At 67.0% G+C, this 26,207-nt stretch carries 27 protein-coding genes and 1 riboswitch; of the genes, 10 read left to right on the top strand and 17 right to left on the bottom strand.

Going from position 1 to position 26,207, the window contains the following annotated elements; all coding sequences use genetic code 11:
- The first annotated feature begins 83 nt into the window (after positions 1–83).
- Together secB and J3A72_RS01110 are read left to right on the top strand one after the other, a co-directional pair.
- Positions 84–602, top strand: coding sequence for a protein-export chaperone SecB (secB, locus tag J3A72_RS01115; RefSeq protein WP_005407596.1), 519 nt, complete (start codon positions 84–86; stop codon positions 600–602).
- 20 nt (positions 603–622) lie between these two features.
- Positions 623–1,648, top strand: a complete 1,026-nt coding sequence (locus tag J3A72_RS01110) for an NAD(P)H-dependent glycerol-3-phosphate dehydrogenase (protein WP_005420929.1) — start codon at positions 623–625, stop codon at positions 1,646–1,648.
- Between the two features lie 124 nt (positions 1,649–1,772).
- Here the strand turns inward: J3A72_RS01110 and J3A72_RS01105 are convergent, their stop codons facing one another.
- Positions 1,773–2,249, bottom strand: a complete 477-nt coding sequence (locus J3A72_RS01105) for a DUF4440 domain-containing protein (protein WP_230374581.1) — start codon at positions 2,247–2,249, stop codon at positions 1,773–1,775.
- Between the two features lie 105 nt (positions 2,250–2,354).
- Here J3A72_RS01105 and J3A72_RS01100 point away from each other — a divergent pair, with 105 nt between their 5' ends.
- Positions 2,355–3,020, top strand: a complete 666-nt coding sequence (locus tag J3A72_RS01100; protein ID WP_075076522.1) for a hypothetical protein — start codon at positions 2,355–2,357, stop codon at positions 3,018–3,020.
- A gap of 60 nt (positions 3,021–3,080) precedes the next feature.
- Here the strand turns inward: J3A72_RS01100 and J3A72_RS01095 are convergent, their stop codons facing one another.
- The 4 genes from J3A72_RS01095 to J3A72_RS01080 form a co-directional block, all read right to left on the bottom strand.
- Positions 3,081–3,455: a hypothetical protein gene (locus tag J3A72_RS01095; RefSeq protein WP_075076523.1), complete on the bottom strand. Its 375-nt coding sequence runs from the start codon at positions 3,453–3,455 to the stop codon at positions 3,081–3,083.
- A gap of 487 nt (positions 3,456–3,942) precedes the next feature.
- Positions 3,943–4,974: an ACR3 family arsenite efflux transporter gene (arsB, locus tag J3A72_RS01090; protein WP_046427852.1), complete on the bottom strand. Its 1,032-nt coding sequence runs from the start codon at positions 4,972–4,974 to the stop codon at positions 3,943–3,945.
- A 13-nt stretch (positions 4,975–4,987) separates the two neighbouring features.
- Positions 4,988–5,491, bottom strand: a complete 504-nt coding sequence (locus J3A72_RS01085) for an arsenate reductase ArsC (RefSeq protein WP_075076524.1) — start codon at positions 5,489–5,491, stop codon at positions 4,988–4,990.
- Positions 5,492–5,528: 37 nt separating this feature from the next.
- Positions 5,529–5,858 carry a metalloregulator ArsR/SmtB family transcription factor gene (locus J3A72_RS01080; protein WP_014645511.1) on the bottom strand — a complete coding sequence of 110 codons (330 nt, stop codon included), beginning with the start codon at positions 5,856–5,858 and terminating at the stop codon, positions 5,529–5,531.
- Between the two features lie 17 nt (positions 5,859–5,875).
- Here J3A72_RS01080 and arsH point away from each other — a divergent pair, with 17 nt between their 5' ends.
- Positions 5,876–6,604 (top strand): arsenical resistance protein ArsH, encoded by a 729-nt coding sequence (gene arsH, locus J3A72_RS01075; protein ID WP_049441739.1) that lies wholly within the window; start codon positions 5,876–5,878, stop codon positions 6,602–6,604.
- Between the two features lie 28 nt (positions 6,605–6,632).
- Here arsH and J3A72_RS01070 read toward each other — a convergent pair whose 3' ends face one another.
- From J3A72_RS01070 to J3A72_RS01055, 4 genes are all read right to left on the bottom strand, one after another.
- Complete coding sequence (locus J3A72_RS01070; RefSeq protein ID WP_227864434.1) at positions 6,633–6,965, bottom strand: hypothetical protein; 333 nt, start codon at positions 6,963–6,965, stop codon at positions 6,633–6,635.
- A 197-nt stretch (positions 6,966–7,162) separates the two neighbouring features.
- The gene (locus J3A72_RS01065) at positions 7,163–7,849 is read right to left on the bottom strand and encodes a L,D-transpeptidase (protein WP_075076525.1); all 687 of its coding nucleotides are present in this window, start codon (positions 7,847–7,849) and stop codon (positions 7,163–7,165) included.
- 167 nt (positions 7,850–8,016) lie between these two features.
- The gene (locus J3A72_RS01060; RefSeq protein ID WP_010487149.1) at positions 8,017–8,289 is read right to left on the bottom strand and encodes a hypothetical protein; all 273 of its coding nucleotides are present in this window, start codon (positions 8,287–8,289) and stop codon (positions 8,017–8,019) included.
- 211 nt (positions 8,290–8,500) lie between these two features.
- A complete protein-coding gene (locus J3A72_RS01055; RefSeq protein ID WP_075076526.1) occupies positions 8,501–9,505 on the bottom strand; it encodes a DUF2268 domain-containing putative Zn-dependent protease in 1,005 nt (334 codons plus the stop codon).
- 161 nt (positions 9,506–9,666) lie between these two features.
- Between J3A72_RS01055 and J3A72_RS01050 the strand changes: the two genes are divergently transcribed.
- The 5 genes from J3A72_RS01050 to J3A72_RS01030 all read left to right on the top strand — a co-directional run bounded on the left by J3A72_RS01050 (position 9,667) and on the right by J3A72_RS01030 (position 13,173).
- On the top strand, positions 9,667–10,242 hold the full coding sequence (locus tag J3A72_RS01050; protein WP_005411880.1) for an Ax21 family protein: 576 nt from the start codon (positions 9,667–9,669) through the stop codon (positions 10,240–10,242).
- Positions 10,243–10,365: 123 nt separating this feature from the next.
- Positions 10,366–11,133 (top strand): helix-turn-helix transcriptional regulator, encoded by a 768-nt coding sequence (locus tag J3A72_RS01045; RefSeq protein ID WP_075076527.1) that lies wholly within the window; start codon positions 10,366–10,368, stop codon positions 11,131–11,133.
- Positions 11,134–11,200: 67 nt separating this feature from the next.
- Positions 11,201–11,569: a VOC family protein gene (locus J3A72_RS01040; protein ID WP_075076528.1), complete on the top strand. Its 369-nt coding sequence runs from the start codon at positions 11,201–11,203 to the stop codon at positions 11,567–11,569.
- A gap of 123 nt (positions 11,570–11,692) precedes the next feature.
- A complete protein-coding gene (locus J3A72_RS01035) occupies positions 11,693–12,667 on the top strand; it encodes a Dyp-type peroxidase (RefSeq protein ID WP_014645528.1) in 975 nt (324 codons plus the stop codon).
- 86 nt (positions 12,668–12,753) lie between these two features.
- On the top strand, positions 12,754–13,173 hold the full coding sequence (locus tag J3A72_RS01030) for a hypothetical protein (RefSeq protein ID WP_075076529.1): 420 nt from the start codon (positions 12,754–12,756) through the stop codon (positions 13,171–13,173).
- 106 nt (positions 13,174–13,279) lie between these two features.
- On the opposite strand, the gene pnuC is transcribed toward J3A72_RS01030, so the two are convergent.
- The 7 genes from pnuC to J3A72_RS00995 form a co-directional block, all read right to left on the bottom strand.
- Complete coding sequence (gene pnuC, locus J3A72_RS01025; protein ID WP_075076533.1) at positions 13,280–13,849, bottom strand: nicotinamide riboside transporter PnuC; 570 nt, start codon at positions 13,847–13,849, stop codon at positions 13,280–13,282.
- A gap of 8 nt (positions 13,850–13,857) precedes the next feature.
- A complete protein-coding gene (locus J3A72_RS01020; RefSeq protein WP_075076530.1) occupies positions 13,858–16,047 on the bottom strand; it encodes a TonB-dependent siderophore receptor in 2,190 nt (729 codons plus the stop codon).
- A 70-nt stretch (positions 16,048–16,117) separates the two neighbouring features.
- A riboswitch (TPP riboswitch) is annotated at positions 16,118–16,213 on the bottom strand.
- Between the two features lie 98 nt (positions 16,214–16,311).
- Positions 16,312–17,436, bottom strand: a complete 1,125-nt coding sequence (locus J3A72_RS01015; RefSeq protein WP_075076531.1) for a phosphotransferase — start codon at positions 17,434–17,436, stop codon at positions 16,312–16,314.
- A gap of 121 nt (positions 17,437–17,557) precedes the next feature.
- The gene (locus J3A72_RS01010; RefSeq protein WP_014645533.1) at positions 17,558–17,965 is read right to left on the bottom strand and encodes a glycine zipper 2TM domain-containing protein; all 408 of its coding nucleotides are present in this window, start codon (positions 17,963–17,965) and stop codon (positions 17,558–17,560) included.
- Positions 17,966–18,212: 247 nt separating this feature from the next.
- On the bottom strand, positions 18,213–20,201 hold the full coding sequence (locus J3A72_RS01005) for a peptidoglycan-binding protein (RefSeq protein WP_075076534.1): 1,989 nt from the start codon (positions 20,199–20,201) through the stop codon (positions 18,213–18,215).
- 112 nt (positions 20,202–20,313) lie between these two features.
- Complete coding sequence (locus J3A72_RS01000; protein ID WP_014645535.1) at positions 20,314–21,084, bottom strand: hypothetical protein; 771 nt, start codon at positions 21,082–21,084, stop codon at positions 20,314–20,316.
- 376 nt (positions 21,085–21,460) lie between these two features.
- A complete protein-coding gene (locus tag J3A72_RS00995) occupies positions 21,461–22,099 on the bottom strand; it encodes a response regulator transcription factor (RefSeq protein WP_014035550.1) in 639 nt (212 codons plus the stop codon).
- 75 nt (positions 22,100–22,174) lie between these two features.
- Between J3A72_RS00995 and J3A72_RS00990 the strand changes: the two genes are divergently transcribed.
- Positions 22,175–25,774 carry a transporter substrate-binding domain-containing protein gene (locus J3A72_RS00990; protein WP_046427896.1) on the top strand — a complete coding sequence of 1,200 codons (3,600 nt, stop codon included), beginning with the start codon at positions 22,175–22,177 and terminating at the stop codon, positions 25,772–25,774.
- Here J3A72_RS00990 and J3A72_RS00985 read toward each other — a convergent pair.
- Entirely contained in the window at positions 25,768–26,169 is a 402-nt protein-coding gene (locus tag J3A72_RS00985; protein WP_014645538.1) for a c-type cytochrome, read from the bottom strand. The two genes, J3A72_RS00990 and J3A72_RS00985, sit on opposite strands and share 7 nt — an antisense overlap.
- Positions 26,170–26,207 lie beyond the last annotated feature (38 nt).

Genomic DNA, 26,207 nt, shown 5'->3' with positions numbered 1-26,207 from the left:
ATCCGGCCTTGTATGGGCCTGATCCCGCCCCCATCGCAGTAATTCGACCATCGTTTTCATTGCATTCATTGGAGTTACTGGAAATGTCCGAAGAGATCACCAACGGCGCTGCTGCGCCGGTCGATGCCGCCACCGGCCCCGCTTTCACCGTCGAGAAGATCTACGTCAAGGACGTCTCCTTCGAGTCGCCGAACGCCCCGACCATCTTCAATGACCAGGTGCAGCCGGAGCTGCAGCTGAACCTGAACCAGCAGGTGCAGCGCCTGGGTGAGAACGCCTTCGAAGTCGTGCTGGCCGTGACCCTGACCTGCCAGGCCGGTGAGCGCACCGCCTACGTGGCCGAAGTGAAGCAGGCCGGCGTGTTCGGCCTGGTCGGCCTGGACCCGCAGTCGATCGACGTGCTGCTCGGCACCCAGTGCCCGAACATCCTGTTCCCGTACGTGCGCCAGCTGATCAGCGACCTGATCCAGGCCGGCGGCTTCCCGCCGTTCTTCCTGCAGCCGATCAACTTCGAAGGCCTGTACGCAGAAACCCTGCGCCAGCGCCAGGAGCAGGGCGACGCACCGTCGCTGGCTGACTCCGAGCCGGCTGGCAACGCCTGATTCCTGCCGCGACGTCACGGATGAGCACTCCCGCTGACAAGATCGCCGTGCTGGGCGCCGGTTCCTGGGGAACCGCGCTGGCCAGCCTGCTCGCACGGCACGGTCACCCGACCGTGCTGTGGGGGCGCGACGCTGCCGTGGTCGAGGCCATCGACCAGCGCCACGAGAACCCGCGCTACCTGCCGGGCATCCCGCTGCCGGACAGCCTGCGTGCCACCACCGACCTGGCGTCGGCGGTGGAAGGCGCGGCCTGGATCCTGGTGGTGACCCCGTCGCATGCCTTCGGTGAAACCGTGCGTGCGCTGGCGCCGCTGCGTCCGGCCGGTGCCGGCGTGGCCTGGGCCACCAAGGGCTTCGAACCCGGTTCGGGCCGTTTCCTGCATGAAGTGGCGCGCGAAGTGCTGGGCGAGGACGTGCCGCTGGCCGTCGTCACCGGGCCATCGTTCGCCAAGGAAGTAACCCAGGGCCTGCCCACCGCGATCACCGTGCACGGCGACGTGCCCGAGTTCGCGCAGACGGTGGCCGAGGCGATGCATGGCCCGGCGTTCCGCGCCTACACCGGCGACGACATGGTCGGTGCCGAGCTGGGCGGTGCGATGAAGAACGTGCTGGCGGTGGCCACCGGCGTGGCCGATGGCATGCAGCTGGGCCTCAACGCCCGTGCCGGCCTGATCACCCGCGGTCTCAATGAAATGCTGCGCCTGGCTGCGGCGATCGGCGCCAAGCCGGAAACGCTGATGGGCCTGGCCGGCCTGGGCGATCTGGTGCTGACCTGCACCGGCGATCTGTCGCGCAACCGTCGCCTGGGCCTGGCCCTGGGCCGTGGCCAGACGCTGCAGGATGCCGTGCGCGAAATCGGCCAGGTGGTCGAGTCGGTGCAGACCGCCGACGAAGTGATGCGACAGGCACGCCGCCATGGCATCGACCTGCCGATCTCCGACGGCGTGCGTGCCGTGCTGCACGGCGAGCAGACCCCGGAAGAAGGCCTGCGCGCACTGCTGGCGCGGGAACAGAAACCGGAATACCCGGACACGCTGTTCAAGTGAATCGAAAAACCCCGGCCACGTGCCGGGGTTTTTTATGTGCGCGAGCCATCCACGCATGGCGTGGATCTACTGCCGAACCCGCTTCTGGTAGCTGCCAACCTTGGTTGGCGCCCGACGGCGGCAATCACCGCGCCCGTGGCGGCGCGCTGGTGTTGTCCATGTCCGAGAAGATCAACCACGGCCCGTCGCCCACGCGCTTCAGCGTCAGCGTGAACTTGCCGGTGTCCCCCTCGTTGCTGCCGTAGCGATACGCACCAATGATGTAGCCCGTGTTGCCCTCCACCGAGTGAGCCAACGCCCGCAGCCGCAACGGACTGCCGCCCTGGCCGGCATACGCGGCCTTGATCGCAGTACGCCCGCGCACCGGCGGCTGGTTGCTCTGCAGTACAAAACCATCCTCGGCAAACAGCGCAGCCAATGCCTTGGCATCAGCCGAGCGCCACGCCTGCTCGTAATCGCGTAGTACGCGCTCCAGCGGTGCGGGCAGGGCTGCGCCCGGGAGAGGCTGTGCAGGCTTCGCGCCTTCTGCATCGTGGGCAATTGCCGGCGATGCCAGCAGCAGGGCACTGCAGAAGATCATGGCGAGTCGTGTACGGCGCATGCGTCCGGCTCCAGGCGATGACGGGAAGCTACGAGGCACGGTGCTGGTTAGAATCACGCGGCTGCCGATTTGCTGGATGCAGCGCAGATCAGACAAGGACAGGGAATGAAGATTCGAATCACAGGGATGGCACTGACGGTCGCATTGCTGGCCGCCTGCGGGCAGGCACCGGCACCCGATGCAGCACCAGCCGCACCAGCACCGGCCACAGAAGCACCTGCGGCCACGGCAACGGTGTTCGAGAAGGCGCCATCCATCGAAGATGGCGTGGATCCCTCGGTGTGGGACAACGAAGGCGAACCGGAAGACCCGAGTGCCGGCGGCGAACTCACCTGCGCGGACAACCCGCTGGCGACGCATTTCTTCACCCTGGTGGGCGGCAATACCGTGGACGACTGCGGCCGCAAGGACCCGAAGGTGCTGGCCGCGTTCAACGCCCTGATGAAGAACACAGCCGCAGCCGAATCCGCTGACAGGGAGATTCCATCGCTGCGCGAACGCCTGTTGAGCGGGCCCAGCGGTCCTGGTGAGCTGCTGGTGCTGCAGGGCGAGCCGTGGTGGTTCTATACCGCCTGCCAGGCCCACGACTGCCCCGGCACCGCGTTGGCGATGCTGTATTCGCCGACGGAGGCGAAGATGGTCGGCCGTCTTACCGCGCGCTGTCGTGTGTGGTGGCTGGGTGAGCCGACGGCGGAACAACGTGCGCAGATTGAACAACGCCAGCCACTGCAGGATGCCGCGTTGAAGGAAGACAGCGCACTCTGCGAGTGATGTGACGCGCTCCGCAGCGCCGAATCCTACCCGGCGGAATCGCGGGCGTTGTCGCCCGCGTCACCCTTCCGGCCGCATACGCGCGCTGGCCTGTGCGTTCATGGCCAGGCACGCCATGATCAGCCCTTCCATCACCCGGTCGCCCACGTACTCGGCCTCCGCGCCGTTCTGGCGTACGCGTTCGGCCGCCAGCAGCAGTTCCAGCGTCACGCGCTGGCTTGCCAACGCACAGTCCGCATCGGCCAGCGCCATGCAGCGGCCCGGCATCTGGTGACGCTCCGGCCAGGGCTGGCCGTCGGCGGCCGCGCCTTTGCCGATGCGGCGAAGCGTGGCGATGAAGGCGTTCGGATCGGTCGCAGCCGCGTGCTCTGGCGGCCCACCGCCAGTGGCGGATGAGCGATGCGGATGCAGGCGAGGGAAGTCCGGTGTGGTCATGGCAGTGCTCCGTGCAGGACAGACGGTAGCCGCCACACAAAGGTGGCGGGCGGAGACGTGGCTCGAAAACCGGGAGATCACGAACAAGACCGGCAGGCGCAAGGCCTCCACGCTCCGCCCGCCATAGCCGGCAGACGGAATGCCAGCCGGCGCCACGCGGGGTGACGCCGGCTGGCAAGCGCAAACAACGTTCGTGATCTAACGGGTTTTCGAGGCCCGGCCACCGATTTTCCGGTGGCCCGCCATCTGTACCGCTGTCGCTGCGCAACGCCAATCAGACGAGTTGCAAACAGCGTTTGATCGAAGACGCTTTCAGCATTCTTGCATGCTGTTAAGCCGTCGCGGACGCAGGTGCCGCAACGTCCGTGGCAGCGTGGGGAATATGCGACATGGTTCGAACTTGATGACAGGGATATGGGTACCCCACCAAGCCGATGACGACAGTGCGGAGCGAAGAACGTAAATCGAACTCGCCCCACTCTGGTTGTCAGCGCTCTTGGGGTCTTTCGTACCAGGCCTGAGTACGGTTGACGATCCGCACCACGGACAGCATGACCGGCACCTCGATCAGCACGCCCACCACCGTCGCCAGCGCCGCCCCGGAATGCACGCCGAACAGTCCCACCGCAGTCGCCACCGCCAGTTCGAAGAAGTTGCTGGCACCAATAAGCGCTGACGGGCCGGCCACGCAATGTGCCACGCCCAGCCGACGGTTGAGCAGGTAGGCCAGGCCCGAGGTGAAATAGACCTGGATCAGGATCGGCACGGCAATCAGCGCGATTACCAGCGGTTGCTTCACGATCTGCTGGCCCTGGAACCCGAACAGCACCACCAGCGTCAGCAGCAGCGCGGACAGGGACAGCGGCCCCAACCTTCGAAGCGTGAGTTGCAGGCCCGCCTCGCCGCTGCGCAAAAGGATCCAGTGCCGCAGCAGTGCAGCAGCCAGCACCGGCACCACGATGTAGAGACCAACGGACAGCAACAGCGTATCCCACGGTACGGTGATCGCTGACAGGCCGAGCAGCAGTGCAACCACCGGCGCGTAGGCAACCACCATGATCGCGTCGTTCAACGCCACCTGGCTCAGGGTGAAGTTGGCATCACCGCGGCACAGGTTGCTCCACACGAACACCATGGCGGTGCAGGGTGCGGCTGCCAGCAGGATCAGCCCGGCGATGTAGCTGTCGATCTGTGCTGCGGGCAACCAGTCGGCGAAGGCATGGCGCAGGAACAGCCAGCCCAGCAGCGCCATCGAGAACGGCTTCACGGCCCAGTTGATGAACAGTGTTACCCCGATGCCCTTCCAGTGTTGCTGCAACTGGCGCATCGCGCGGAAGTCGACCTTCAGCAGCATCGGGATGATCATCAGCCAGATCAGCACCGCAACCGGCAGATTGACCTTGGCCACTTCGGCGGACGCCAGCACCGCGAAGGCACCGGGCAGGACGTGGCCCAGCAGCGTGCCCATCGCAATGCACAGCACAACCCACAGCGTCAGGTGTCGCTCGAACAGACCCATGGCAGTGGCACCGTCACTGCGCGCCGTCGGTCGGCAACAGCTGGCCGATCTGGTCCAGCGCGTGCTGCAGCGCTTCGCGTTCGGACCACACCGATTCGGGCAGTGCGAGCAGCGCACGCAGGCGGGTTTTCACGATGGCATGGGCCAGCGCGAAGGCTGCGGCCTTGTCGGCATCGCTGCCTGCCACGGCGGCCGGATCGGGCAGGCCCCAATGGCTGCGGATGAAGTCACCGAACACCACTGGGCAAGCTTCGGCAGCGGCCGCATCACACACGGTGATGACCAGGTCCATGGGCGCTGCATCCACGAACTCGTCCCATGATTTGCTGCGCAGCCCTTCAACGGGCATTCCTTCGGCATGCAGTTGTGCCAGCGCGAACGGATTGACCTGGCCGGTGGGCTGGCTGCCCGCACTGAATGCCCTGAAGCGATCGCCGCCCCAGGCGCGCAGGGTGGCTTCAGCCAGCACGCTGCGCGCGCTGTTGCCGGTGCAGAGGAACAGGACATTGCGGGTCATGTGGCAATCGCTTCGATGGGGTGGGTCGTGTGCGGTATCAGCACTTGCAGGCGGGTTCGGCGGGGACGCACTGGTTGCTGGGTGAGCCCGCGCAACAGTTGTGCGTGAGGTACTCGATCAAGCCGTTCATGGCATCGAAGTTGGCCCGATAGCAGACGTTGCGGCCCTGGTTCTCGCTCTCCACCAGCCCGGCCTGCACCAGCTCCTTCAGGTGGAAGCTGAGCGTGGCTGGGGGCACCTGCAGGGCCGTAGCGATGTCGCCCGCCATGCGCCCTGCCGGGCCGGCCTCCACCAGCAGGCGGAAGGCAGCCAGGCGGGTGGCATGACCGAGGGCGGTCAGGGCGGAGATTGCATTCGATGTTTCCATATTTCTAGAATAATCGAATGAATGAGCCAATCACAAGCCTGGACCTGCCCAACCTGGTGGAATCGTCATTGCCCCAGCCCAATCATCACCAGCTCGCCGCGGCAGATCTGGGGCCGCCGCGCATCCTCCTGCTCTACGGCTCGCTGCGGCCCCAGTCGTTCAGCCGCAAGCTGGCGCTGGAAGCCGAGCGACTGCTGCGCCATCTGGGGTGCGAAACCCGGGTGTTCGACCCGCATGCGCTGCCGATGCTGGACAGCGTGGACCCGCACCACCCTGAAGTGCAGCGACTGCGCGAATGGTCGCAGTGGTCGGAAGGCCAGGTATGGGTCAGCCCCGAGCGGCATGGCACGGTCACCGGCGTGTTCAAGAACCAGATCGACTGGTTGCCGCTGGAAGATGGCAGCGTGCGGCCCACGCAGGGCAGGACGCTGGCGGTGATGCAGGTGAGCGGCGGCTCGCAGTCGTTCAACACGGTCAACGCGTTGCGCGTGCTTGGTCGTTGGATGCGCATGCTGACCATCCCCAACCAGTCGTCGGTGGCCAAGGCCTGGCAGGAATTCGATGACGACGGCCGGATGAAGCCCTCGCCGTACTACGATCGGGTGGTGGATGTGATGGAAGAGCTGGTGAAGTTCACCCTGCTGACGCGGGGCCGGTCGGACTACCTGGTAGACCGTTACAGCGAGCGGAAGGGCGACGCGCACGCCGCGGCATTGGCGCGGGCTGCAGAGGCTACGGCTTCCTGATCCTCATTGGTGCCGATGTGAGGCACGCTCACCCAAGCAGCCTCTTCACCCTTGAAGCTGCAAGGCGGATGATCACCACATAGGCCAGCAACATGCCGGTGCCGATGCCCATTACTTCGATTTCCCAGTTGCGGCGGTAGGGGGAAGGGCCCATGAAGGCCCACGCCAGAAGCACCGCCGCAATCAGCAAGGCGCTGCGATTGGCCTTCGAAATGAGCGCATCTTCGGTCGCGTGCCCCATGTTCGGATCCCAGGAACCGAGCAGCCACCCCAAGCCACGCAGGTAGTCGCGCGCCACGAAGAACAGGAAGACGAATACGCCTCCCATCGTGCTCAGCAGAAACTGGAAGAGTGGGTCCACCGGCGGCCTCATGGACGAGGCAGACATTGCCTCGCAGGATCGTCTACGGGCGCAGTATGCCAGTGTGCCGGGCCTCGGGGGCACCACGCCTCACAAGCAGGCGACTCTCCATGAGCAGACTGTGCATCGCAGCCGCCCGGCGGGCGGGCATGGCCCGGGCACGTGCCCACAACGCCCAGGGCGGACGCACAAACGCACTACTCGCCAGCGTGCTGTGCGGTCTTCTTTTGGTTGCCATCTGCGACGGCACGGCTCTGCGCGAACTCCGGGAACGTCTTCGCGATCGAATCCTTGTCCGGCAGGATGTAGAACACACCGCCCTTCTCGAACGTGGACTGCACGATCTGCTCGTAGAACGCGGGCGAGACATTGATGCAGCCGTGGGTGACGCGGTTGTCGTCCGGCGAGGGCGATGCCAACCGCTCGGCGCGCTTTTCCTTCGGGCTGCCCGGCGGCAGCGGGTGCATCGACACGGCGGAATCGTAGTCCACCCACAGCACGCGTCCGGCATCGTCGGACGGGCCGTAACCGCCAATGAAGCGGCCGGCAGGCGTGGTGCGGTCGTGGCCGGGAATCGCGCTCAGTGCGAGCTTGGCGACGCCCGGTGCGGAATGGTCGCCGATCGCCGACCCAAACAGCGCCGGTGCGGCGCCGCGCAGCTTGCCGTCACCGCCGAAGACCAGAACCTGCGCCGCCGCCTTGTCCATGACCGCAAACGGATAGCCCTGGTTGTCCTTGCTGGCGACCACCCAGCCGGCCAGCTCGATCACTGTCTCGGACACGCTCTGGTCGGGCGGAAGTTCATCAACGGCGGCGACCGATGGTGCAGGTGCGTCCTTGTCCCTGGCGTTGGCTACGCCGCTGCACGCAACGGCCAGTGCCATGGCCAGGGAGGCATGGAGGGCGCGGCGTGCAGGGGAGGAGGAAGTACGAATGGGACGGCTCCTTGCAATGCAATCGTGGGTGGAAGGATGCCAGTGGCCGGCGAAGGCCACTGGGTCCCCGATACACCCGATACAGAGGTGGATCAATTCAAACGGCGAGGGAGCGATTACCCGCGCGGCTTGCGGCCGGCAGGTGCCCTTTCAAGCTGCTGCACGCGACCTTCGATCTGGTCCAGGCGCTGATTGGCCTGCTGTGCGGACTGGTTGGCGGACTCCGCGCTCTGCGCAGCACCCTGCACCTTGACGTCGAGCTGATCGAGACGCGAGTTGATGGTTGCAAACTCGTTCTTGTATGAGGCGCAGGCGCCAAGGCTTACGGTGGCGATGAGCGCTACAGCAAGTGCGCGGGCCGTCTTCATGTGTTGCGGGTTCAGGTTCATTGCACTCCCTCCTTCGTCTGGGGAAGCTGGAATATAGCGGCGTTTGTTCCCGCCGCTACCAAGCGCTTTCAGCTGGAATTTGAATACGTGGAAGCACTGTGAAGCCGGCTTCTGACCCAGGATTAACAAGCGGGATGAGGCGAGCTGATCTACGTCGGCGGCGTGCCTTGTGCCTGTTCAAGGTCGCCAATTCATCAGTATGAAGCGGCTCTCACAGCACTTGCGTTTCCATGCCTTTGGCAGCAGTGCAGGCAGGCGTCCATCCACTCGCCTCGAACACGGTCGCGGCGGTGTCGGGCCGCACATCCAGCAGCGTGGCGATGGCCCTGGTCCTGTCTGGCGCGCGGGAAACATAGCTGCGCGCGATGCGGTAGCCGACCCAGTATCCGAGATCTCCACGTCGTGCTTCATCGCCGGGGCCGTTGTACAGCCACTTCGAAAGATCGGTGCCCCCACTGTCCTGTACGAACGCGCGCTCCAGCGCACATTCGCGGCCCTGGGCCCAGCGACGCAGATGCGCGTTGGCCGGTTGCCCCGAGATCAGTTCACCCACGTACTCGGCGCCGCCTTCAAGCAACGTCTGATAGAGCAGGGTGGGCTGCGCGACATCGACGCTCGCACCTGGCTGTTGCACGTGCACGTACTCATGGGCGATCAGGTGCACGAAACGATCGCCGACGTCAGGCTGCATCCAGTCGGCGTTGCACAGTGCTTCCAGTCCGATCACCACACCATCTTCGGTGGTGACGCCGCCGCTGTTACCCCGCCCGACCAGCACGGTGACCGGAGGAAAACGTGCAGTGGGGAGCAGCGTGCCCAACCGATCGAGTGCGTCGGCAACCCGCGCGCGGATCGCCGGCAATGCCGCTGCACAGGTCCGCGCCCTGGCGAACAACGCCGGCTTGTCCTGGATGGCCCTGGCCAAACGCTCCATTGATCCGATGCGGCTGTCGGTGAAGCTGCGCAATGCCTCCGTGCCGGTGTCCAGATAGCCGCGCTGCAGGTCTTCGGCACTTGGTTTTCCTCCAGTGGCATCCAGCACGCTGAAGAAACGCGTGACATCGTCTGTCTGTACCACGATGCGTGCAGAAGGTTGGGCGCGCTCGGCCGCGTTGGCTGGCAGCTGCATCATCGGAAGGGCGACGAGCAGCAGCACCCGCACCGCGCGGCGCGCATGGGGCGGAAACAGCAGTGATGCGACGGACGCGTGCTGCATGTGGAGTTCCCTGAACGCCAGCCTTATTTATACACCAGTCAGTTCAATATTCAGGGTCGATTAGACCCCCTAACGGATAATTCACACCTGTCGACCGCCTCCTTTCTCTCCCCCTCCCGGGAGGCGGCCGACGAAACCAAAATAATTAAAGGTGTGTCCCGATGAACAAGAATTCGCTGCTCGCCCTGGGTCTCCTGGCTGCCCTGCCGTTCGCTGCATCGGCAACCGACGGCCTGTCGTACAACTACGTTGAAGGCGGCTACGTGAACACCGATGCCAAGGGCGGCGACGCCGATGGCTGGAAGGTGAAGGGTTCCGTGGCGGTGCACCCGAACTTCCACATCTTCGGCGACTACAGCGCGCAGGAGACCGACAAGTTCAAGAATGACGTCGACCAGTGGCGCATCGGTGCCGGCTACAACTACGGCATCGCACCGAACACCGACCTGGTGGCCCGCGTTGCGTACCAGAAGTTCGATATGAAGCATGGCCTGGACTTCAACGGCTATTCGACCGAAGTCGGCGTGCGCACCGCGTTCAACCCGTACGTGGAAGGCTACGTGATGGCCGGCTACGAGGACTACACCAAGAAGCACGGCATCAACCCGGACGGCGAGTTCTACGGCCGCGTCGGCGCCACCGCCAAGTTCAACCAGAACTGGGGCCTGAGTGGCGAAGTGAAGCTGGCCAAGGCCGGCGACCGCGAGTGGTTCGTGGGCCCGCGCTTCACCTGGTAACAAACGCCTGTCGTTAGTGCGTGTTGTGCTGGCGTGTGACTCTCTCTCTCTCCCACACGCCAACCGAAGCCCGGCCTCGCGCCGGGCTTCACTTTTATGGGCCCCGTGGCGCCACAATGCGGCATGGGCGACCCTTCCTCTCTTGCAGGCACCGGCACGACCTACCAGGAACATCTGACGCCTGCGCCGCTGCGCGGCCACTTTGGCCAGCTGTGGCAGAGCCAGCTTCCTGCCGATGCCGATGGGCACATCACCGTATTGCCCGATGGCTGCGTGGATATCCTCTGGCGCGACGGTGCGCTGTTCGTCGTCGGCCCGGACCGTGTGGCCGCGCACCCGGCGCTGGCACCCGGTGCGCAGGTGCTGGGCGCACGCTTCCGCCCCGGCCAGGCATTGGCCGCGCTGGGCCTGCCTTTGGCCGGGATCATCGGCCAGGCCGTGCCACTGGCTGATCTGAAGGGCGCGTGGGCGAACAAGGCGGCGGCCTCCATCGGCGACACCGCGCCTGCACAGCGCCTGCAGCGAATGGCGCACTGCCTGCAACAGCACATGGGTGCGGCCGCGCTCGATACGCCGGCGCAGCGCGCCCATGTCCTGTTCCAAGCGCTCGCCGCGGGTAATGCCACGCTGGATACGCTGGCGGCGCAGTTGGGCCTGAGCCCGCGCAGCCTGCGGCGTTTCAGCCAGTCGCAGTTCGGCTACGGCGCCAAGACGCTGGAGCGGATCCTGCGGCTGCAACGTTTCCTGCGCCAGAGTCGCGCGCTGCCACAGCATTCGTTGGCGATGCTGGCCGCTGATGCCGGCTATGCCGACCAGGCCCATCTCAGCCGCGAGGCGCGCGAGCTGGCTGGCATGACCGCCAGCGAGCTGCGCCTGGAGTGGGGACAATGATGGCCGTTTTGTTCAAGACCGCTGTACTGTATTGATCGATGCTGGGCTCCCACCACGGAGCCACGCCATGAATCCTGCCGCACCCCACGATGCCGAACGCCGCATCGACAACATCGAATTCAACGTCGCCGATATCGCCCGCAGCAAACGCTTCTACGGCGAGGTGTTCGGCTGGCACTTCACCGACTATGGTCCGTCCTACACCGAGTTCGACGACGGCCGCCTGAAAGGTGGCTTCGTGGCCGACGCAGCGGTGCATGCGCACGGCGGTCCGCTGGTGATCTTGTACTGCGCGGACCTGGCCGAAGCACAGCAGCGCGTGGTCGCCGCCGGTGGCGAAGTGGTGCAGGCGGTGTTCGCCTTCCCCGGGGGCCGCCGCTTCCACTTCCGCGATCTGGATGGCTACGAACTGGCGGTCTGGAGTGATGTGGACTGAGGTCTTCGTACCTTCGCTGGTGGACGGAACGAGAACCGCTCCGTCCCCGGTCAGGCGGTTCCGCTATGATCGCCCGCACATCGCCACACGCGATGCGTCCGCCTCAAGCCAGCAGGAACCGCCGTGAACTCCCAGCCCGCACCGATCACCGCCGTCAACCACACGCTCGACAACGAGCCGCAGCAGATCACTGCGCCGCTCACCCATTCGGCGGCGTTCCTGGTGCTGAAGGTGAAGGATGACGAGGCGTCGATCGCCAAGGCGCGCGAGGTGCTGGCCAGTACCGACGATCTGATCAAGAACACCGCCATCCGCGAGATCGAGCGCACCTTCACCTGCAACGTTGCCATTGGCCATCGCGTGTGGCAGCCGCTGGTAGGCTCCACGCCGCCACGCGAGCTGAAGCCGTTCCGCGAGATCAAGGGCGCGACCCACACCGCCGTGTCCACGCCCGGTGACCTGCTGTACCACATCCGCGCACGCACCATGGACCTGATCGTGGCGTTCGAGCGCAACCTGCTGATGGCCTTCGGTGACGCGGTGGAAACGGTCGATGATGTCGCCGGTTTCCGCTACTTCGATGGCCGCGACCTGCTCGACTTCGTCGATGGCACGGCCAATCCAGAAGGGCTGTCGTTGCCGGAAGCCACGATCGTGGGTGACGAGGACCCGGAGCATGCCGGCGGCAGTTACGTGGTGGTGCAGAAGTACCTGCACAACCTCGATGCGTGGCGCGCGCAGAAGACCGAGGCGCAGGAGGCGATCATCGGCCGCACCAAGCACGACAACATCGAGCTGGACGACGCGCCGGCCGATGCGCAGAAATCGCACAAGACCCTGTGCACCATCGAGGATGCCGACGGCGAGCACGAGATCCTGCGCGACAACATGCCGTTCGCCAACCCGGGGCGTGGCGAGTACGGTACCTACTTCATCGGCTACACCCGCCGCCTGTGGGTGATCGAGAAGATGCTCGAGCGCATGTTCATCGGCAATCCTGCGCCGCTGCATGACCGCATCCTCGACTTCTCCACCGCCACCACCGGCGTGACCTTCTTCGCGCCCTCGCGCAAGGTGCTGGCCGACCTGGGCGAGTGATCGCGCCGGGCCATCACCGGCCGCCATCTGCCTGTCATCTAGGGCGCCGACCATGGCGCGCTGGATGGGAGTGCAGGAGGCAGGCGATGGTCATGTCAGCAAACAGGACCGGCATGCGCCGCTGGTGGCGGCGTCTGGCCGCGGTGTTCGGCGCGTTGGCACTGGGGAGTGCCAGCGTTTCCGCGCAGGAAGCCCCTGCGCACTGGATGGCCTACGCCGCCGCCGTGGGTGGCCAGCTGCAGCAGCGCTTGCAGCAGGAGCAGGACCCGCAGGCGCAGCGTGTACTGGAATGGCTGCAGGCGCACCCGGACACGCCGACGCCGCTGCCGGTGAGCGTGTGGATCGCGGCGGACGGCCGTATTTCGAAACTGGAATTCGACAGCCTGGGCGATGCCCAGGTCGACGCCGACCTGCGCGCGACGCTGCAGGCCGCGCCGTTGCAGGCGGCACCGCCGGCCGACATGCGCCAGCCGCTGCGCCTGGGCCTGCTGCTGGAGCCGAAGTAGGTCCACGCCATGCGTGGATGTGGTGGGTAGATGCCGACCTTGGTCGGCAGGCGCGCGCCAACCCAGGTTGGCGACTACCGGTAGCCCGGCCGCGCATGGCGTGGCGCTACCGCGTTGCCACCTGCCGTTCACGCGCGGCGGCGCTCCATGCGCGCAGGCCGAACACGGCCAGGCCGAGGAAGAACACGTACAGTGCCGCGGTCACGTGCAGCGACTTGAACAGGTATGCACCCACATAGACCACGTCCACCGCGATCCACACCCACCAGCAGGCTACGTGGCGGCGTGCCTGCCACCACTGGCCGACCAGGCTCAGCGCGGTCAGCATCGCGTCCAGCCAGGGCAGCGCGGCATCGGTGAAGGTGTGCATGGCCGCACCCAGCGCCACGCCACCGCACAGGCCGATGGCCAGGTCACGCAGCAGCGTGCCGCGTGCCAGTGGCACGATGCGGATGCTGCCCTCATCGGCGGCGTGCTGCCGCCAGTTGAGCCAGCCGTAGACCAGGAAGCCACCGAAGGCGACCTGCAGCAGGGTATCCGAGTACAGCTTGGCTTCGGCGAACACCAGGCCATACAGCGCCACCGACAGCAGGCCCACCGGCCATGCCGACAGCCGGCGCCTGGCCATCAGCCAGACGCCGAGGATGCTGCACAGCGCGGCGGTCCACTCCAGCATCACGCCGCTCACAGCGCGAACGTCACCGACAGGCGGGCCTGTCGCGGTGCACCGGGGAACAGGTAGTAGTCACCGCCGCTGCTGCCGGTATCGCGCCAGTAGAAGCGGTCGAATACGTTGTCCACCGACAGGTTCCAGGTCACCGCGCGTTCGTGCAGGCGATGCTGGAAGCGCAGGCCGGCATCGAACACCGAGTAGTCCGGCGCGCGCACGCCACCGTCGGCGCGTGCCACGTTGGCACCGGCATAGCGCCAGCCACCGGTCACGTCCAGGCCCTGCACGAACGGCAGCGCGTAGGCCACGTGCACGCTGGCGCGTACCTTCGGCACGTTCACCAGCTGATGGCCTTCATAGGCCGGCGTGCCGGTGTCGCGCGCGCGCGCCTGCAGCACGCTGGCGCTGGCCACGATCTGCAGTGCGTCGGTCAGCTGGCCGTTGGCGGTCAGCTCCAGGCCGGTGTGGGTCTGCGTGCCTTCCTCGACGAAGGTGTAGCCGACGTCGCTGCTGTCGGGCCTGGCGTACTGGTAGGGCTGCGAGATGCGGAACACCGCCGCGCCCAAGGTCAGTGCTTCGACCGGCACGTACTTCACGCCCACTTCCAGCTGCCGCGACTGCACCGACGGCAGGAAAGTGTCGGCATTGCTGGTCCAGAACGGCGCTTCCTGGCCCAGCGAAATGCCGCGCACGTAGCTGGCATAGGCGTTGAGCTGATCGGTGGCCTTCCACACCACCGCGGTCTGCGGCAGGAACCGCGACAGGCGGCTGTGCCGCTGCGGAACACCACGCTTGTCGTAGGCACGCTCGTCCAGGCGCACGAAGCGGCCACCGGCCAACCACTGCCAGTCATCGCCAAAGCTCATCCGGTCCAGCGCGAAGAACGCGGTCTGGCGGCTGTCCAGGCGTCGTGCGGAGGGGCCGGGCATCTTCGGCGACGGCTCGAACACGGGCACCTGCGGGTCGTGGATGTTGCTGGTGCCGACGTACTCGTTGACGCTCGGGCGCTTGTCCACGGTGCGGCGGAAGTAGTCGGCACCGAGGGTCAGCTGATGGCCGACGCTGCCGGTCTCGAAGCGGCCACGCAGCTCGGCACGGGCCTGCTGGTTGCGGCGGGTGTCGTCCGGGCTGCGGTAGTCGTAGACATCGTAGTCGCCGTTGGGCGCGAAGTAGTTGCCTGGCACGCTGCCATCGGCGCACTGCACGGCGTAGTAGCAGCCGTAGGCGAAGGCGACGTTGTCATCGATCACCGAGCGGCTGTGGCCGACCGAGACGCGCGACTGCCAGGCATCGTTGAAGTCGTAGGTATGCAGCGCGGTGATGTTGGTGCTGGCGATATCCACCGGGCGCTGCCACGGCTGGTAGCCGAGCAGGTGCTCGCGGTCGACACCGCGCGGCAGGTCACGCGCGCCCAGCAGCTGGTAGCCGGACACCGAGCGCTGCGAGCTGGTCTGGTAGTTGGCATCCACTTCCAGCTTGCCGCGCTCGCCGATCAGCCAGTCGGCGGCCAGCGAGTAGAAGTTGCGGCGGCCATCGGCGTGCGCGACGTAGGAATTGCTGGAGTCCCATGCGGCATTCAGGCGCAGGCCGAAACGCGGGGTGATCCAGTGGCCGACATCGACGGCGACGTAGCGTGAGCCTTCCGAATCGGTGCCGAGCGTGGCGGTGCGTACTTCAGCCGGGCGCTTGCCGATGTAGTTGATGATCCCGCCCGGCGCCATCACCCCTGCCGCCAGGCCGGCTTCACCCTTGAGGATCTCGACCGACTGCACGTTCTCCAGCGCCAGGCGTTGCTCGCCGGCGATGGACAGCCCGTTGAAGCGGTAGCCGGTGGCGGCGTCCAGCGCGAAGCCGCGGATGGCGATGTTCTGGTAGTAGCCCACAGGTGCATACGCATCACCCAGCGAGGCATCGTTGCTGGCCAGCTCGGACAGCGAACGTACCTGGCGACGTTCGAGATAGTCGCGCTCGAGCACGTTCACCGAAGCCGGCGTGTCCTTCCACGAACCGCCGCCGAAGGCATTCACGCGCGAGGTATCGGCCTTCGGCTTGCCGGCCTCCACGCGCACCGCCGCCAGTTCGGTCGGCGAGCGTTCGGCACCAGTGGCAGCCGCATCGGTGGTGGCCTCGGCCTCGCTGGCATGCAGCGGCAGCGCGGCGCAGAGGGCGAGTGAGAGCAGGGTGGGGCGCAGGCAGCGGTTCATTCGGTTCGTCTTCGGACAACAAGGGAGACGAAGCGACGGCGCGCAGGTGCACCGGCCCATGATGGGGGTGTGGCTGCGGCTCAAAGCTCCCTACGCCGGTGCAAACCGGATCAGGTTCCAAGGGACTCTCTCAGCCTGGCAGATCCAGGCACCCCCGCTTCAGGTGACCATTTCACTACAAATGGTACGGATTTGCGAGCGCCAGCCGGGGTCAGATCCCTTTCCTGCGGAAAGGGATCTGACCCCAACGCTGCGTCAACCGGATCACGCGACGGCGTGCAGGGCCTGCAGCAGTGCCCGTCCCGGCGCGCTGTGGAACCACGCCGGATGGCCCAGCATGAAGGGCTGCCAGGCCACGTCGGCATTCGCGGTTGAGCGGGTGACACCTTCGAAGTACTCCACTTCGGACAGTGCGAAGTCGAAATGGACCATTGGCAGCAGGTCGGCCAGCAGGTGCACGCGTGCCGCCGACAACGGCAGCACCTCGCGGTAGCCGTCGAGCAGGGCCAGCGCGATATCGATGCGCACTGCCTCCATGCCGCGCTCCAGTTCCAGCCACGCCACTGCGTTGCGCTCGATCGCGGTGGCGAGGTCGAACAGCGCGCTGGTGGGCGACGCCAGGCCGAAATCCAGCACGGTGCTGACCTCGCCGTTGCGCCACAGCAGGTTGGAGACATGCCAGTCGTTGTGCGCCCACAGCCGGGGCTCGGCGCGCAGGCGCTCGGCCAGGCCGGCGTGCCACGGCAGCACGTCGCGCTGCAGCTGTGCTTCCCATGGAATGCGCGCGAGATAGCGTGCCAGCCCGGGACGTTCATCCAGTCCTGCCTTGATGGCGGCGATCGGATCGTCGGCACGGATCAGGTCGTCGCGCGCCACCAGCAGATGGGTGCTGCGCTGGGGCGCGTGGTAGCTGGCGGCGGCACGGTGCAGCTGTGCGAGCGTGCGCCCTGCCTCGCGGGCCTGCGCGACATCGGTCAACAGCGACCACGACACCGCGTCGCGATACAGGTCGTCGCCCACGCCGACATCGTGCAGTTCAAACGTCCATTCGCCGTGTTCGACCGCAGTGTGGCCATCGGTGGCCGGCAGCACCTGCACCACTGGCACGCCGGCGGCGGCGAGATGGGCGATGAAGTGGTGTTCTTCTTCCAGACAGGCCGCGCTGCGCACGCTGTGGTGGTGGCGCTTGATGAACACCGCGCCGCGCGTGCCGTCGACGATGGCGGCGGCAGACAGCGGCCGCGGGCTATGCCAGCGCGGTTGGCTGTGCCCGCCCAGCTGCGGGTAACGCGTACTCAGCCACGCGATGTCCGCCGCGCTGATCGCTGGCCAGTCGGCAGCGACCTCGTCGTTGTTGAGGCCCTGCACGCGGTGGGAGGAAGACGTCATGCCACAGTCCGATCGGGAAAGTCACATCCAAGGCTGCGCATTCAACGCCATGCGCGTGGCCAACGCAAACGGGCGGGTCATCGACCCGCCCGTCTCCGCGTCATCGGTATGTCGGCGCTGCTTACCAGCCGCGATGGCGGCCGCGGTCGTGGTAGTAGCGGTTGTCGTAGTAGCGCTCACGCTGCCAGCGGCGGTCATCGCCACGGTCGTAGTAGCCACTGCGGTAGTAGCCACGGTCGTAACGGCGATCGTAGCGGTCGTCGTAACGGCGATTGTCGTAGTAACGGCGGTCGCGGCGGTCGGAGGTGGTCAGGTTGCCGATCGCGCCGCCGGCCACGGCACCGCCGACGGTGGCCGCAGGGTCGCCGTTGGACAGCAGGTTGCCGGCCACGCCACCGACCACGGCGCCGACCAGGGTGCGCTTGTCCTTCCTCGACATCGCGCTGGCATCGCTGACCACGGCGACACCGGCAACCAGTGCCAGGGCCATCGCCAGACCACGGAAGCTGAGTGTGGAAGTACTGAGCATGTTCGGTTCTCCTGTGAGGTGCATGCCACGCTGGGCAGGGAGGGCGCGGGGCGCCCCGGCTGCCGTGGAGACCACGCTGGCGTTCCGACATTGCCGGAACATTGCCTGGCCTACCGGGCGGCTTGCGCATTCATCTAGCGGCAGGCGGCATGAAGCAAGGCTGAAAGTGGCTTTTACCGCTCAGCTGGCAGAAAGGGAAAGGGCCGCGCATGGCGCGGCCCCTCCCGGTCTGCAAGGCGCTGCGGGCTCAGACGCCCATGGCCTTCTGCGCCTGGCGGGTCTGTTCCTGCTGCGCGTCCTGCGGCTGGTGCAGCACGTTCGGCGCGCCCTGCACCGCGCCGCTGCTGAGCGCCATGCTCTGCTCGCTGGCGGTGCGGGTTTCCACCGCAACGCGGCTGGCCGCCGGGTCACGGACCGTGCCCTGCACGGCGAACAGGCGCTCACCGTTCGGGCTGGGCACCACCGCGTCGATGCGCTGCAGGCCGGCGGCATGCGCCTCCCTGGTCAGGGCCGCTGCGGCGCTTTCCAGCGCGTGGCGGTCCTTGAAGGTGCCCGCCGGCATCCGCTCCAGGCCTTCGGTGGCCTGCAGGTACATCGGATTGCGCGGGTGCCGCTCGTCGTTCAGCAGCGGGCGCTCGCGGGCCTCCTTGATCGCATCCAGCGTCTTTGCACCGACGATGCCGTCGGCAACCAGCCCGTTGTCCTTCTGCAGCTGGCGTACCGCCGCTTCGGTATTGCGGCCGAAGCGGCCGTCCTCGGCCAGCGGCTTGCCGTCGGCCCCGGCATAGCCGAGGTGGCCCAGCTGCTCCTGCACCTTGCGCACGCCCTCGCTGTGCGCGCCCGGCTTGTACAGCTCGGCGTGCGGGGCGGCAGCGGCCTTGTGTTCGGCCGCAGGCTTGCCCTGGGTCTGCTCATGAGATTGGGTGCGGCTTTCCAGCAGGTCGCGCGCCTTGGACAACGGGTCCGACGCGAACAGCTTCCAGTGCGGGTGGTCCTTCACCTGCTTGAGGTAATCCTCCACGGGCATGGTGTGCACGCCCTTGCTGCCGGTGGACTGGCTGATCAGCAGCTTGTCGGTATTCGGGTCGCGCACCACCATCACGATGTGGTCGATGCCATTCCAGTGCTCGTGGCGGGTCCTGGCCGTATCCAGGCCGATGACCATGCCTTCCTTCAGCGCACCGGGCTTGAGGATGGCGTCGCGCTCGAGCAGCACGCCGGACTGTTCGACGGCCTTGTGCACGATGCCGCCGGAACCGAGGTTGCCCAGGTCGATGCGGTCGGCCTTGCTGAAGACAGCGTGCCCGGCCTTCTGGTTGATCTCGTCCATGGTCCGGTTCTGCAGGGTGCCGACCCAGCCGGAGCAATCGATGTAGCCCTGGTCCACGTTCTTGCCGGTCTTGCCCGGCACGTACAGCGCGTGGCCCGGGATGTTGATGGCGTACTTCACATCGTCGTACTTCACGCCAGCGTCGTACGCGGCGTGCAGTTCGATGCCCGGCTTCGGCGCAGCAGGAGCCGTTGCGGTCGCCGCCAGCGTGGCCGCAGCGGCGCCCACTGCGGCGGTCTGCGCAGGTGTGCCTGGAGCCTGGGCCTGGCCCGGTGCCACGGTCTGCGGCGTGATGTGCTTTTCCGGGATGCTGATCGCTGCGTACTTGTGGATGTAGTAGCTGGAGAAGGTCCGCGCCAGGTCGCCGTCGTTCATGCCACGCATTTCGGCCAGGGTGTGGCCGGTCAGCGCCTTGGCATCGGACCCGATCTGGTTGAGCACGTTGCGGCGCATGTTGATCTCTTCGCCATGGCCGTTGCGGACCACGCCGAAGGTGCCGGTGGCGATCGCGGTCTGCACCGAGCCATAGCCGGCGCTGCCCTGCTGGTGGGCCAGGTACAGGTCCAGGCCGGTCGGCGTGTCGCCGCCGGACAGGTACGGGTGGCCGGTGCGCTCATTGCGGCGCGCCATCGAGCCCAGGTTGTCCTGGTACATCTGCGCGGCGGCTTCGGTGTTGCGGGTCGGGTCGAATTCGTGGCCGGTCAGGTGGTATTGGCGGGCCGAGCCGGGCACGAACTGGAACAGGCCTTTGGCGCCGGTCGAGGTGTTGTGGGCGCGCTCGTTGAAGGTGCCGCCGGTCTCGATGTGCGCGAAGCGCATGAAGTCATCGACCGGGATGCCCTTCTGCCGGGCGACCTGCTCGACGATGTCCAGGACTTCCTTTTTGCTGTAGTCATGCTGTGCCATGACGTTTTCCTCGGGGTTGATGGAGCGGCCGATGCCGCGAATCGCCAACCGGACTCATCCGTGAGTCAAGAACATGTCGGTCAACAGGTAACCCGCCTGCGGCGGATGGAAATCAGGGCGCGATGTACTGCTGGGCCTTGCTGTCGAAGCGGTAGTGCACGGTGTCGCCGGCACCCAGCGCGCGGGTCTTGCCCGGGGCTTCGATGGTGGTGCCCTTGAAGGTCACGGTCAGCTGCGGCAGGCCGTTGCCATCGGCCACGAAGGCCAGTTCGCCATCGCTGTCGGTGCACGGCATCACGTTGCCGTCGTCGCAGGCCGCGCTGTTGTCTTCGCCGGTGCGCACCGAGCCGACGTAGCGCCAGACCTTGCTGTCCAGGTCGTCCTCGCTGCGCTTGGGGTTGAACAGCAGCAGGGCGTAGCCGCTGCTGCTGATGCCGCGGTCGAAGCTGCTGGTCGGCACCGCCAGCAGCAGGCGGCCGTCGGCGGTGCGGTGTTCGATCGGCTTGCGCCGGGTATCGACGTCGTCGGCCTTGTCGTAGGCGCCGAGCGCACCGATGGTCCATTCCTGGCCGCGGAACTTCCACGGCTTCTTCGCGTCGCCGCCGGCCAGTACGAAGGTGGCCTCGGCCAGATTGGCGCGGTCGTCGGGGCCGGCCGGCTGCTGTTCGCCCGGCTTGCCGTAATGCTCGCGGGTATCCCAGGAAAAGCCGGTGTAGTAGGTGGTGCCGTCCAGGGTGAAGCGGTGGCCGAACCAGAAGGTCGCCACGCTGCCGTTCTGGACCTCATAGGACGTCGCACCGTCGCCATCCACCTGGTAGATGAAATACATCACGGTCGGCGCGTCGGGCGGGGTGACGGCGGCATCGGGAGAGGGGTTCTGCATCGGGGCAACATCCTGTCGGGGCGCTTTGGCAGCCTGCGCAGGCGCAGGCTGGGAGGACGAGGGGGCCGGATCGGCGGCGCTGCAGGCGGCAGCGGAAAGAGAGACGAGCAGGCATGCCGCGAATGCGCGCAGGGGCCGCAACGGCAGGGTCCAACGTAGCTCGGGGGGGGACTGCATGCGCCTCTCCATGGTCAGCGTTGCCGGGCCAGACGGCCGGCAGGAAGCCGCACCCCATCCACCACGGACGGGAGCGAGGACATGAGCCGGTCGATTCCTTCGACCTCGCATTGAGAACTCATGCCTGTCCATCTTGGCACAGATCCGCAGGCCGTCAAAGAGGGGGGGCGGCAGCCGGGTCTGTGATGTGAAGTGCGTCTCAGATCTTGCCGTCACGCAGGTAGTCGAACAATTCGGCGTCGCCCTTCAGCCCCAGCTTGAGCATGGCGTCGCCCTTCTGCCGGCTGATGGTGCTGACGCTCTTGTGCAGCTGCAGCGAAATCTCCTTCACCGTCATGCCGGTGCCGAGCAGTCGCAGCACCTCCACTTCGCGTGGTGACAACGGCTTGCCGTCGCCCTCGCGCATGCGCCAGCTGCCGGCCGCGTCCACCCGCTCGCGCAGGCTGCGGCTGATGTAGGGCTGGCCGCGGTACACCGACTGGATGGCCTGCGGCAGCTCGTCCATCGACGAACTCTTGTCGACCAGACCGAGCACGCCACTGTCGAGCACCATGCGCAGGATCGCCAGGTTGCTGGAGACGCTGAGCATCAGCACCGGCAGGTCCGGATGCCGGCGGCGGATCATGCCGATCATGGCGAAGCCATCGGCCTGCGGGCTACCCGGCATGGAGTAGTCGGTGACCAGCAGGTCACAGGGCTGGTTGGCGAGCAGGGTCATCAGCGCCTGCGCGCTGTCGGCCTCGCCGACCACGCGGCCCACGCCGCTCGACTCGATGACGGCGCGGGTACCGATGCGGACCACCGGGTGATCGTCTGCGATGATGATGCGCAAGCTCATGCTCTAGTATGGCCATCGGGCACGCCGGGCCGCGACCATCGCGGTCCCTGGCAGGATTCTAGGAGATCGACGCAGATGCGTAGGTGGGCTGTTCGCGGGCTGCTCCTGCTGCTGGCGGTGCTTGCCCTGCCCGTGGCCCAGGCACAGCCGGCCCCTGGGCTGCTGCCGCTCAGCCCGTTGCAGCGCGAATACCTGGTGGCGCATCCGACCATCGTTGTCGGGCAGTATGACAGCGGTTGGCCGCCCTTCGAGTCCCTCCGTGACGGCCAGCAGGTCGGTCTGGGACCGGACTACCTGTCGCATCTTGCACGCCAGCTCGGCATGAAGGTCGAGGCGCGCCGCTATCCGGACTGGACATCCGTGCTGGATGCGGCATGTCGTGGCGAGATCGACGTGGTGATGAATGTCGGCCTCAGTGCCGACCGCACCCGCTGCATGGTCTATACCGCGGCCTACAGCGAAGCGCCGCTGGCCCTGGTGGGCCGGCCGGACGACCTGCGTGCCTCCGACATGCCCGACCTGGAGGGTCTGCGGGTGGTGATCGAGCAGGATTTCCTGACCGGTCCGCAGGTGCGCGCCCGATTCCCGCGTGCCCGCCAGCTTGTCGTAAACGACACGTTGAGCGCATTGCAGATGGTCAGAGACGACAAGGCCGACGTCTACATCGGCAATGCCTTTGTCGCCACCGAGCTGATTGCCAGCCGGCGCCTGCAGGGCGTGGCGCTGTTGCGGCCCAGCGACCTGCCCCCTGAACGGCTGCACTTCGGCATTCCCAACAGCAAGCAACCCCTGGCTGAAGCCCTGGACCTGGCGCTGGCGGCCACCAGCCAGGCCCAGCGTGATGCCCTCGCACAACGATGGCTGCCACCGCCGCACTGGTCGGCATCGGCGCAGCTGGCGCTGAGCCAGGCCGAGAAGCGCGTGCTGGAGCAGCCGTTGAAGATCGGTTTCGCCCCGAATGCCGCGCCACTGTCGTTCACCGGCGAGGATGGCCGGCCCAGCGGGCTGGCCAGCGAATACCTGCAGCGCCTGATGCAGGCCGGTGCCAACCTGCAGGTCGAGGACAGCCACGACTGGTACGAGGTGCGCGAGAAGGCCCGCCGCGGTGAGCTGCAGGCGGTGATGGGCATTCCTGTCGATTCACGGTACCTGGGCCCGGACTGGGTGTTCAGCCAGCCCTTCATCAGCGTGCCGAACGTGATTGTGGTCAGGAGCGATGGCGAGTCGCTGCTGGGCCTGGCTGACCTGCAGGGCAAGCGCGTGCTGCTGTCCGACCCGGAGCGTGTGCGCGGCTACGTGCTGCAGCAGGCACCGCAGGCGCGGATCATCGCTGCACGCAGCGCCGAACAGTCGCTGCAGCGCCTGCTCGCTGGCGACGCCGATGCGTACATTGGCAACCTTGCCGTGGTCGATCACCTGCTGCGCAGCCGTTTCCCGGGGCGGCTGCAGGTGGCGGCACCGGCCGGCTTCAACGACCAGCTGGTGCTGGCTGTGGACCGCCGCCACGCGGCACTGGCTACCACCTTCGATCGCCTGCTGCTGCAGATGACCCCACGCAAGCGCGAGGCCCTGCGCAATGCCTGGCTGGGGGTGGAGTACCGCAACGGTGTCGACTGGAACAAGGTGCTGCGGTGGGGCGTGCCGGTGCTGCTGGTGCTGCTGACCGCGCTGCTGGTACATGGCGTCGGCCATTGGCGGCTGCGCCGCGAGGTGGCAGGACGTCGCCAGCTGGAGCAGCGTCTGGCCGAGGTGACCGACAACCTGCCTGCAGTGGTCTATCAGGCGCGTCGCGACGCCGATGGCGCGCTCAGCTTCCCGTTCATCGCCGGTGACCTGCCTGCGTTGTTCGGCATTACACGGCAGCAGGCCGAACAGGATGCGAGGGTGTTGCTGGAACGCATCGAGGAAGAGGACCGCGCGCACATCCTGCACTCCATCGAGCAGGCCGCGCGCCAGTTCGCCCCATTGATCCTGGAGTTCCGCCTGCGCAGCGATGGGGAGGGCGTGCGCTGGGTGCGCAGCCAGGCCCACCCCTATGCCGCCGAAGAGGGCGCGGTGATCTGGAGCGGTTACTGGGTGGACGTGAGCGAAGCGCGGATGCAGGCCGATGCCCTGGCGGCGGCGAAGGCGGACGCCGAGCAGGCCGCCGAGGCCAAATCGCGCTTCCTGGCCACGATGAGCCATGAGATCCGCACGCCGATGAGTGGCGTGCTGGGGATGCTGGAGGTGCTGGCGCACTCACCGCTGGACAGCGAACAGCAGCGCATCCTCGGCGTTATCGAGGATTCGGCCCAGATGCTGCGGCAGATCCTCGATGACATCCTCGATTACTCGCGGCTGGAAGCAGGGGCGTTGCGCCTGGAACCGGTGCCGCAACCGCTGCGGCCCCTGCTGGAGAGCGTGTGCCGCCTGCTGTCGGCCCAGGCCAGCGCGCGTGGCCTGGCGCTGCACGTGCAGATCGATCCCGAGCTGGCGCCGGCCCACGAAGTGGACGGCGTGCGGCTGCGCCAGATCGTGTTCAACCTGCTCAGCAATGCCATCAAGTTCACCGCACAGGGCGAGGTGCGCCTGCAGCTGGAGGTGCTGGGGCCGACCAGCGAAGACGGCGTGCAACCGCTGTGCCTGAGCGTTACCGACACCGGCATCGGCATCGCACCGGAACAACTGCAGCACCTGTTCGCGCCCTTTACGCAGGCCGGTGCCTACATCCAGCGTGACCACGGCGGCACTGGCCTGGGCTTGAGCATCTGCCAGCGACTGGTGCAGATGATGCAGGGCGAATTGACCCTGCACAGCACGCTGGGCGAAGGAACCCGCGCCGAAGTGCGGGTATCGCTGGTGGAGGCCGGCAGCGAGGACGCGGCGGCACTGCTGGCCGAGCAGGACCAGTCCGCGCTGCTGCCCGCCGCGCTGCGCCAGGCGCGGGTGCTGGTGATCGAGGACCACCCGACCAACCAGGCGATGATGGCGTGGCGGCTGCAGCAGCTGGGCGTGCCCCATGTGCTGCTGGGCGATGGCCAGCAGGCGCTGGATCGCCTGTCGTCGGAGAGCTTCGACCTGGTGATCACCGACTGCCGCATGCCGGTACTCGATGGATTTGGCTTCACCCGCCTGCTGCGCGAACGCGAGGGCCGTACCGGCCAGCCGCGGCTGACGGTGCTGGCGCTGACCGCCAGCGTGCTGGACGACGATGCGCGCCGCTGCCGCGAGGCCGGCATGGACGAGGTACTGGCCAAGCCGCTGTCGCTGGCCACGCTGCGTGCGGCGCTACTGCGCTGGCTGCCGCAGGCCCAGGGCCAGTCGTTCGAGGTGCCGGTGCCGGAGGTTGCCGCCGACGACGGTGAAGCATTGCCTGATCTGGCCACCCTGCAGCAGCGCTTCGGCTCGCGCGTGGTGGCCGAGCAGCTGCGCGACAGCCTGTTGCAGGCCAGCGAGGGTGACCTGGCCGCCGTGCAGCGCGCCGTGCAGGCTGGCGACCGCCAGGCTGCGGCGCTGCACCTGCATCGCCAGGCCGGCGGGCTCGGGGCGATCGGGGCCACGGCACTGGCCCAGCAGGCCAATGCCCTGGTCGAGCGCCTGCAGGATGCGGCAGAGGCCGATACGGCGCCGTTGTTCGCCACCGTAACGACGTTCGTGGCGCGGCTGCAGCAACAGCTGCAGCGCCTGGCTCACTGAGCCGACTGCTGCTGCAGGTAGGCGATCACCAGGGCGCGGCGTTCTGCGCTGGGGAAGGCGTTGTACATGCGGGTGCCCGGCACCAGGTGCGTGGGTGACTGCAGGAAGGTATCCAGCGTCTGTGCGGTCCAGGTGATGTCGGCGCGGCGCATGCCGTCGGAATACCCATAGTCGGGCAGGCTGCCGGCGCGGCGGCCGATCACGCCGTGCAGGTTGGGTCCGAAGCGGTGGATGCCACCGGGCTGCACGGTGTGGCAGCCGGCACACAGTTCGAACGCGCGCTGCATGGCCTGCTGCCGGGCCTGTTCGGGCGTGGCCGGCACCGCGGGCGGGCGCTGGCAGGCCGTGGCAAGCAGGGCCACGGCAACGGCGGTGAGCAGGCGGCAGGCACGCATGGGTGGGCAGGATAGCGGTGCGGTGGAGCGGTCGGGCT

Source organism: Stenotrophomonas sp. PvP093 (assembly GCF_017876915.1).
Taxonomy (GTDB): domain Bacteria; phylum Pseudomonadota; class Gammaproteobacteria; order Xanthomonadales; family Xanthomonadaceae; genus Stenotrophomonas; species Stenotrophomonas muris.
This window is presented reverse-complemented; position numbering and strand designations above follow the sequence as displayed.

Bases quoted from the DNA above. Each gene is read 5' to 3' on its own strand.
- secB (WP_005407596.1), top strand. From the start codon at position 84: ATGTCCGAAGAGATCACCAACGGCGCTGCTGCGCCGGTCGATGCCGCC.
- J3A72_RS01110 (WP_005420929.1), top strand. From the start codon at position 623: ATGAGCACTCCCGCTGACAAGATCGCCGTGCTGGGCGCCGGTTCCTGG.
- J3A72_RS01105 (WP_230374581.1), bottom strand. From the start codon at position 2,249: ATGCGCCGTACACGACTCGCCATGATCTTCTGCAGTGCCCTGCTGCTG.
- J3A72_RS01100 (WP_075076522.1), top strand. From the start codon at position 2,355: ATGAAGATTCGAATCACAGGGATGGCACTGACGGTCGCATTGCTGGCC.
- J3A72_RS01095 (WP_075076523.1), bottom strand. From the start codon at position 3,455: ATGACCACACCGGACTTCCCTCGCCTGCATCCGCATCGCTCATCCGCC.
- arsB (WP_046427852.1), bottom strand. From the start codon at position 4,974: ATGGGTCTGTTCGAGCGACACCTGACGCTGTGGGTTGTGCTGTGCATT.
- J3A72_RS01085 (WP_075076524.1), bottom strand. From the start codon at position 5,491: ATGACCCGCAATGTCCTGTTCCTCTGCACCGGCAACAGCGCGCGCAGC.
- J3A72_RS01080 (WP_014645511.1), bottom strand. From the start codon at position 5,858: ATGGAAACATCGAATGCAATCTCCGCCCTGACCGCCCTCGGTCATGCC.
- arsH (WP_049441739.1), top strand. From the start codon at position 5,876: ATGAATGAGCCAATCACAAGCCTGGACCTGCCCAACCTGGTGGAATCG.
- J3A72_RS01065 (WP_075076525.1), bottom strand. From the start codon at position 7,849: ATGGCACTGGCCGTTGCGTGCAGCGGCGTAGCCAACGCCAGGGACAAG.
- J3A72_RS01060 (WP_010487149.1), bottom strand. From the start codon at position 8,289: ATGAACCTGAACCCGCAACACATGAAGACGGCCCGCGCACTTGCTGTA.
- J3A72_RS01055 (WP_075076526.1), bottom strand. From the start codon at position 9,505: ATGCAGCACGCGTCCGTCGCATCACTGCTGTTTCCGCCCCATGCGCGC.
- J3A72_RS01050 (WP_005411880.1), top strand. From the start codon at position 9,667: ATGAACAAGAATTCGCTGCTCGCCCTGGGTCTCCTGGCTGCCCTGCCG.
- J3A72_RS01045 (WP_075076527.1), top strand. From the start codon at position 10,366: ATGGGCGACCCTTCCTCTCTTGCAGGCACCGGCACGACCTACCAGGAA.
- J3A72_RS01040 (WP_075076528.1), top strand. From the start codon at position 11,201: ATGAATCCTGCCGCACCCCACGATGCCGAACGCCGCATCGACAACATC.
- J3A72_RS01030 (WP_075076529.1), top strand. From the start codon at position 12,754: ATGGTCATGTCAGCAAACAGGACCGGCATGCGCCGCTGGTGGCGGCGT.
- pnuC (WP_075076533.1), bottom strand. From the start codon at position 13,849: ATGCTGGAGTGGACCGCCGCGCTGTGCAGCATCCTCGGCGTCTGGCTG.
- J3A72_RS01020 (WP_075076530.1), bottom strand. From the start codon at position 16,047: ATGAACCGCTGCCTGCGCCCCACCCTGCTCTCACTCGCCCTCTGCGCC.
- J3A72_RS01015 (WP_075076531.1), bottom strand. From the start codon at position 17,436: ATGACGTCTTCCTCCCACCGCGTGCAGGGCCTCAACAACGACGAGGTC.
- J3A72_RS01010 (WP_014645533.1), bottom strand. From the start codon at position 17,965: ATGCTCAGTACTTCCACACTCAGCTTCCGTGGTCTGGCGATGGCCCTG.
- J3A72_RS01005 (WP_075076534.1), bottom strand. From the start codon at position 20,201: ATGGCACAGCATGACTACAGCAAAAAGGAAGTCCTGGACATCGTCGAG.
- J3A72_RS01000 (WP_014645535.1), bottom strand. From the start codon at position 21,084: ATGCAGAACCCCTCTCCCGATGCCGCCGTCACCCCGCCCGACGCGCCG.
- J3A72_RS00995 (WP_014035550.1), bottom strand. From the start codon at position 22,099: ATGAGCTTGCGCATCATCATCGCAGACGATCACCCGGTGGTCCGCATC.
- J3A72_RS00990 (WP_046427896.1), top strand. From the start codon at position 22,175: ATGCGTAGGTGGGCTGTTCGCGGGCTGCTCCTGCTGCTGGCGGTGCTT.
- J3A72_RS00985 (WP_014645538.1), bottom strand. From the start codon at position 26,169: ATGCGTGCCTGCCGCCTGCTCACCGCCGTTGCCGTGGCCCTGCTTGCC.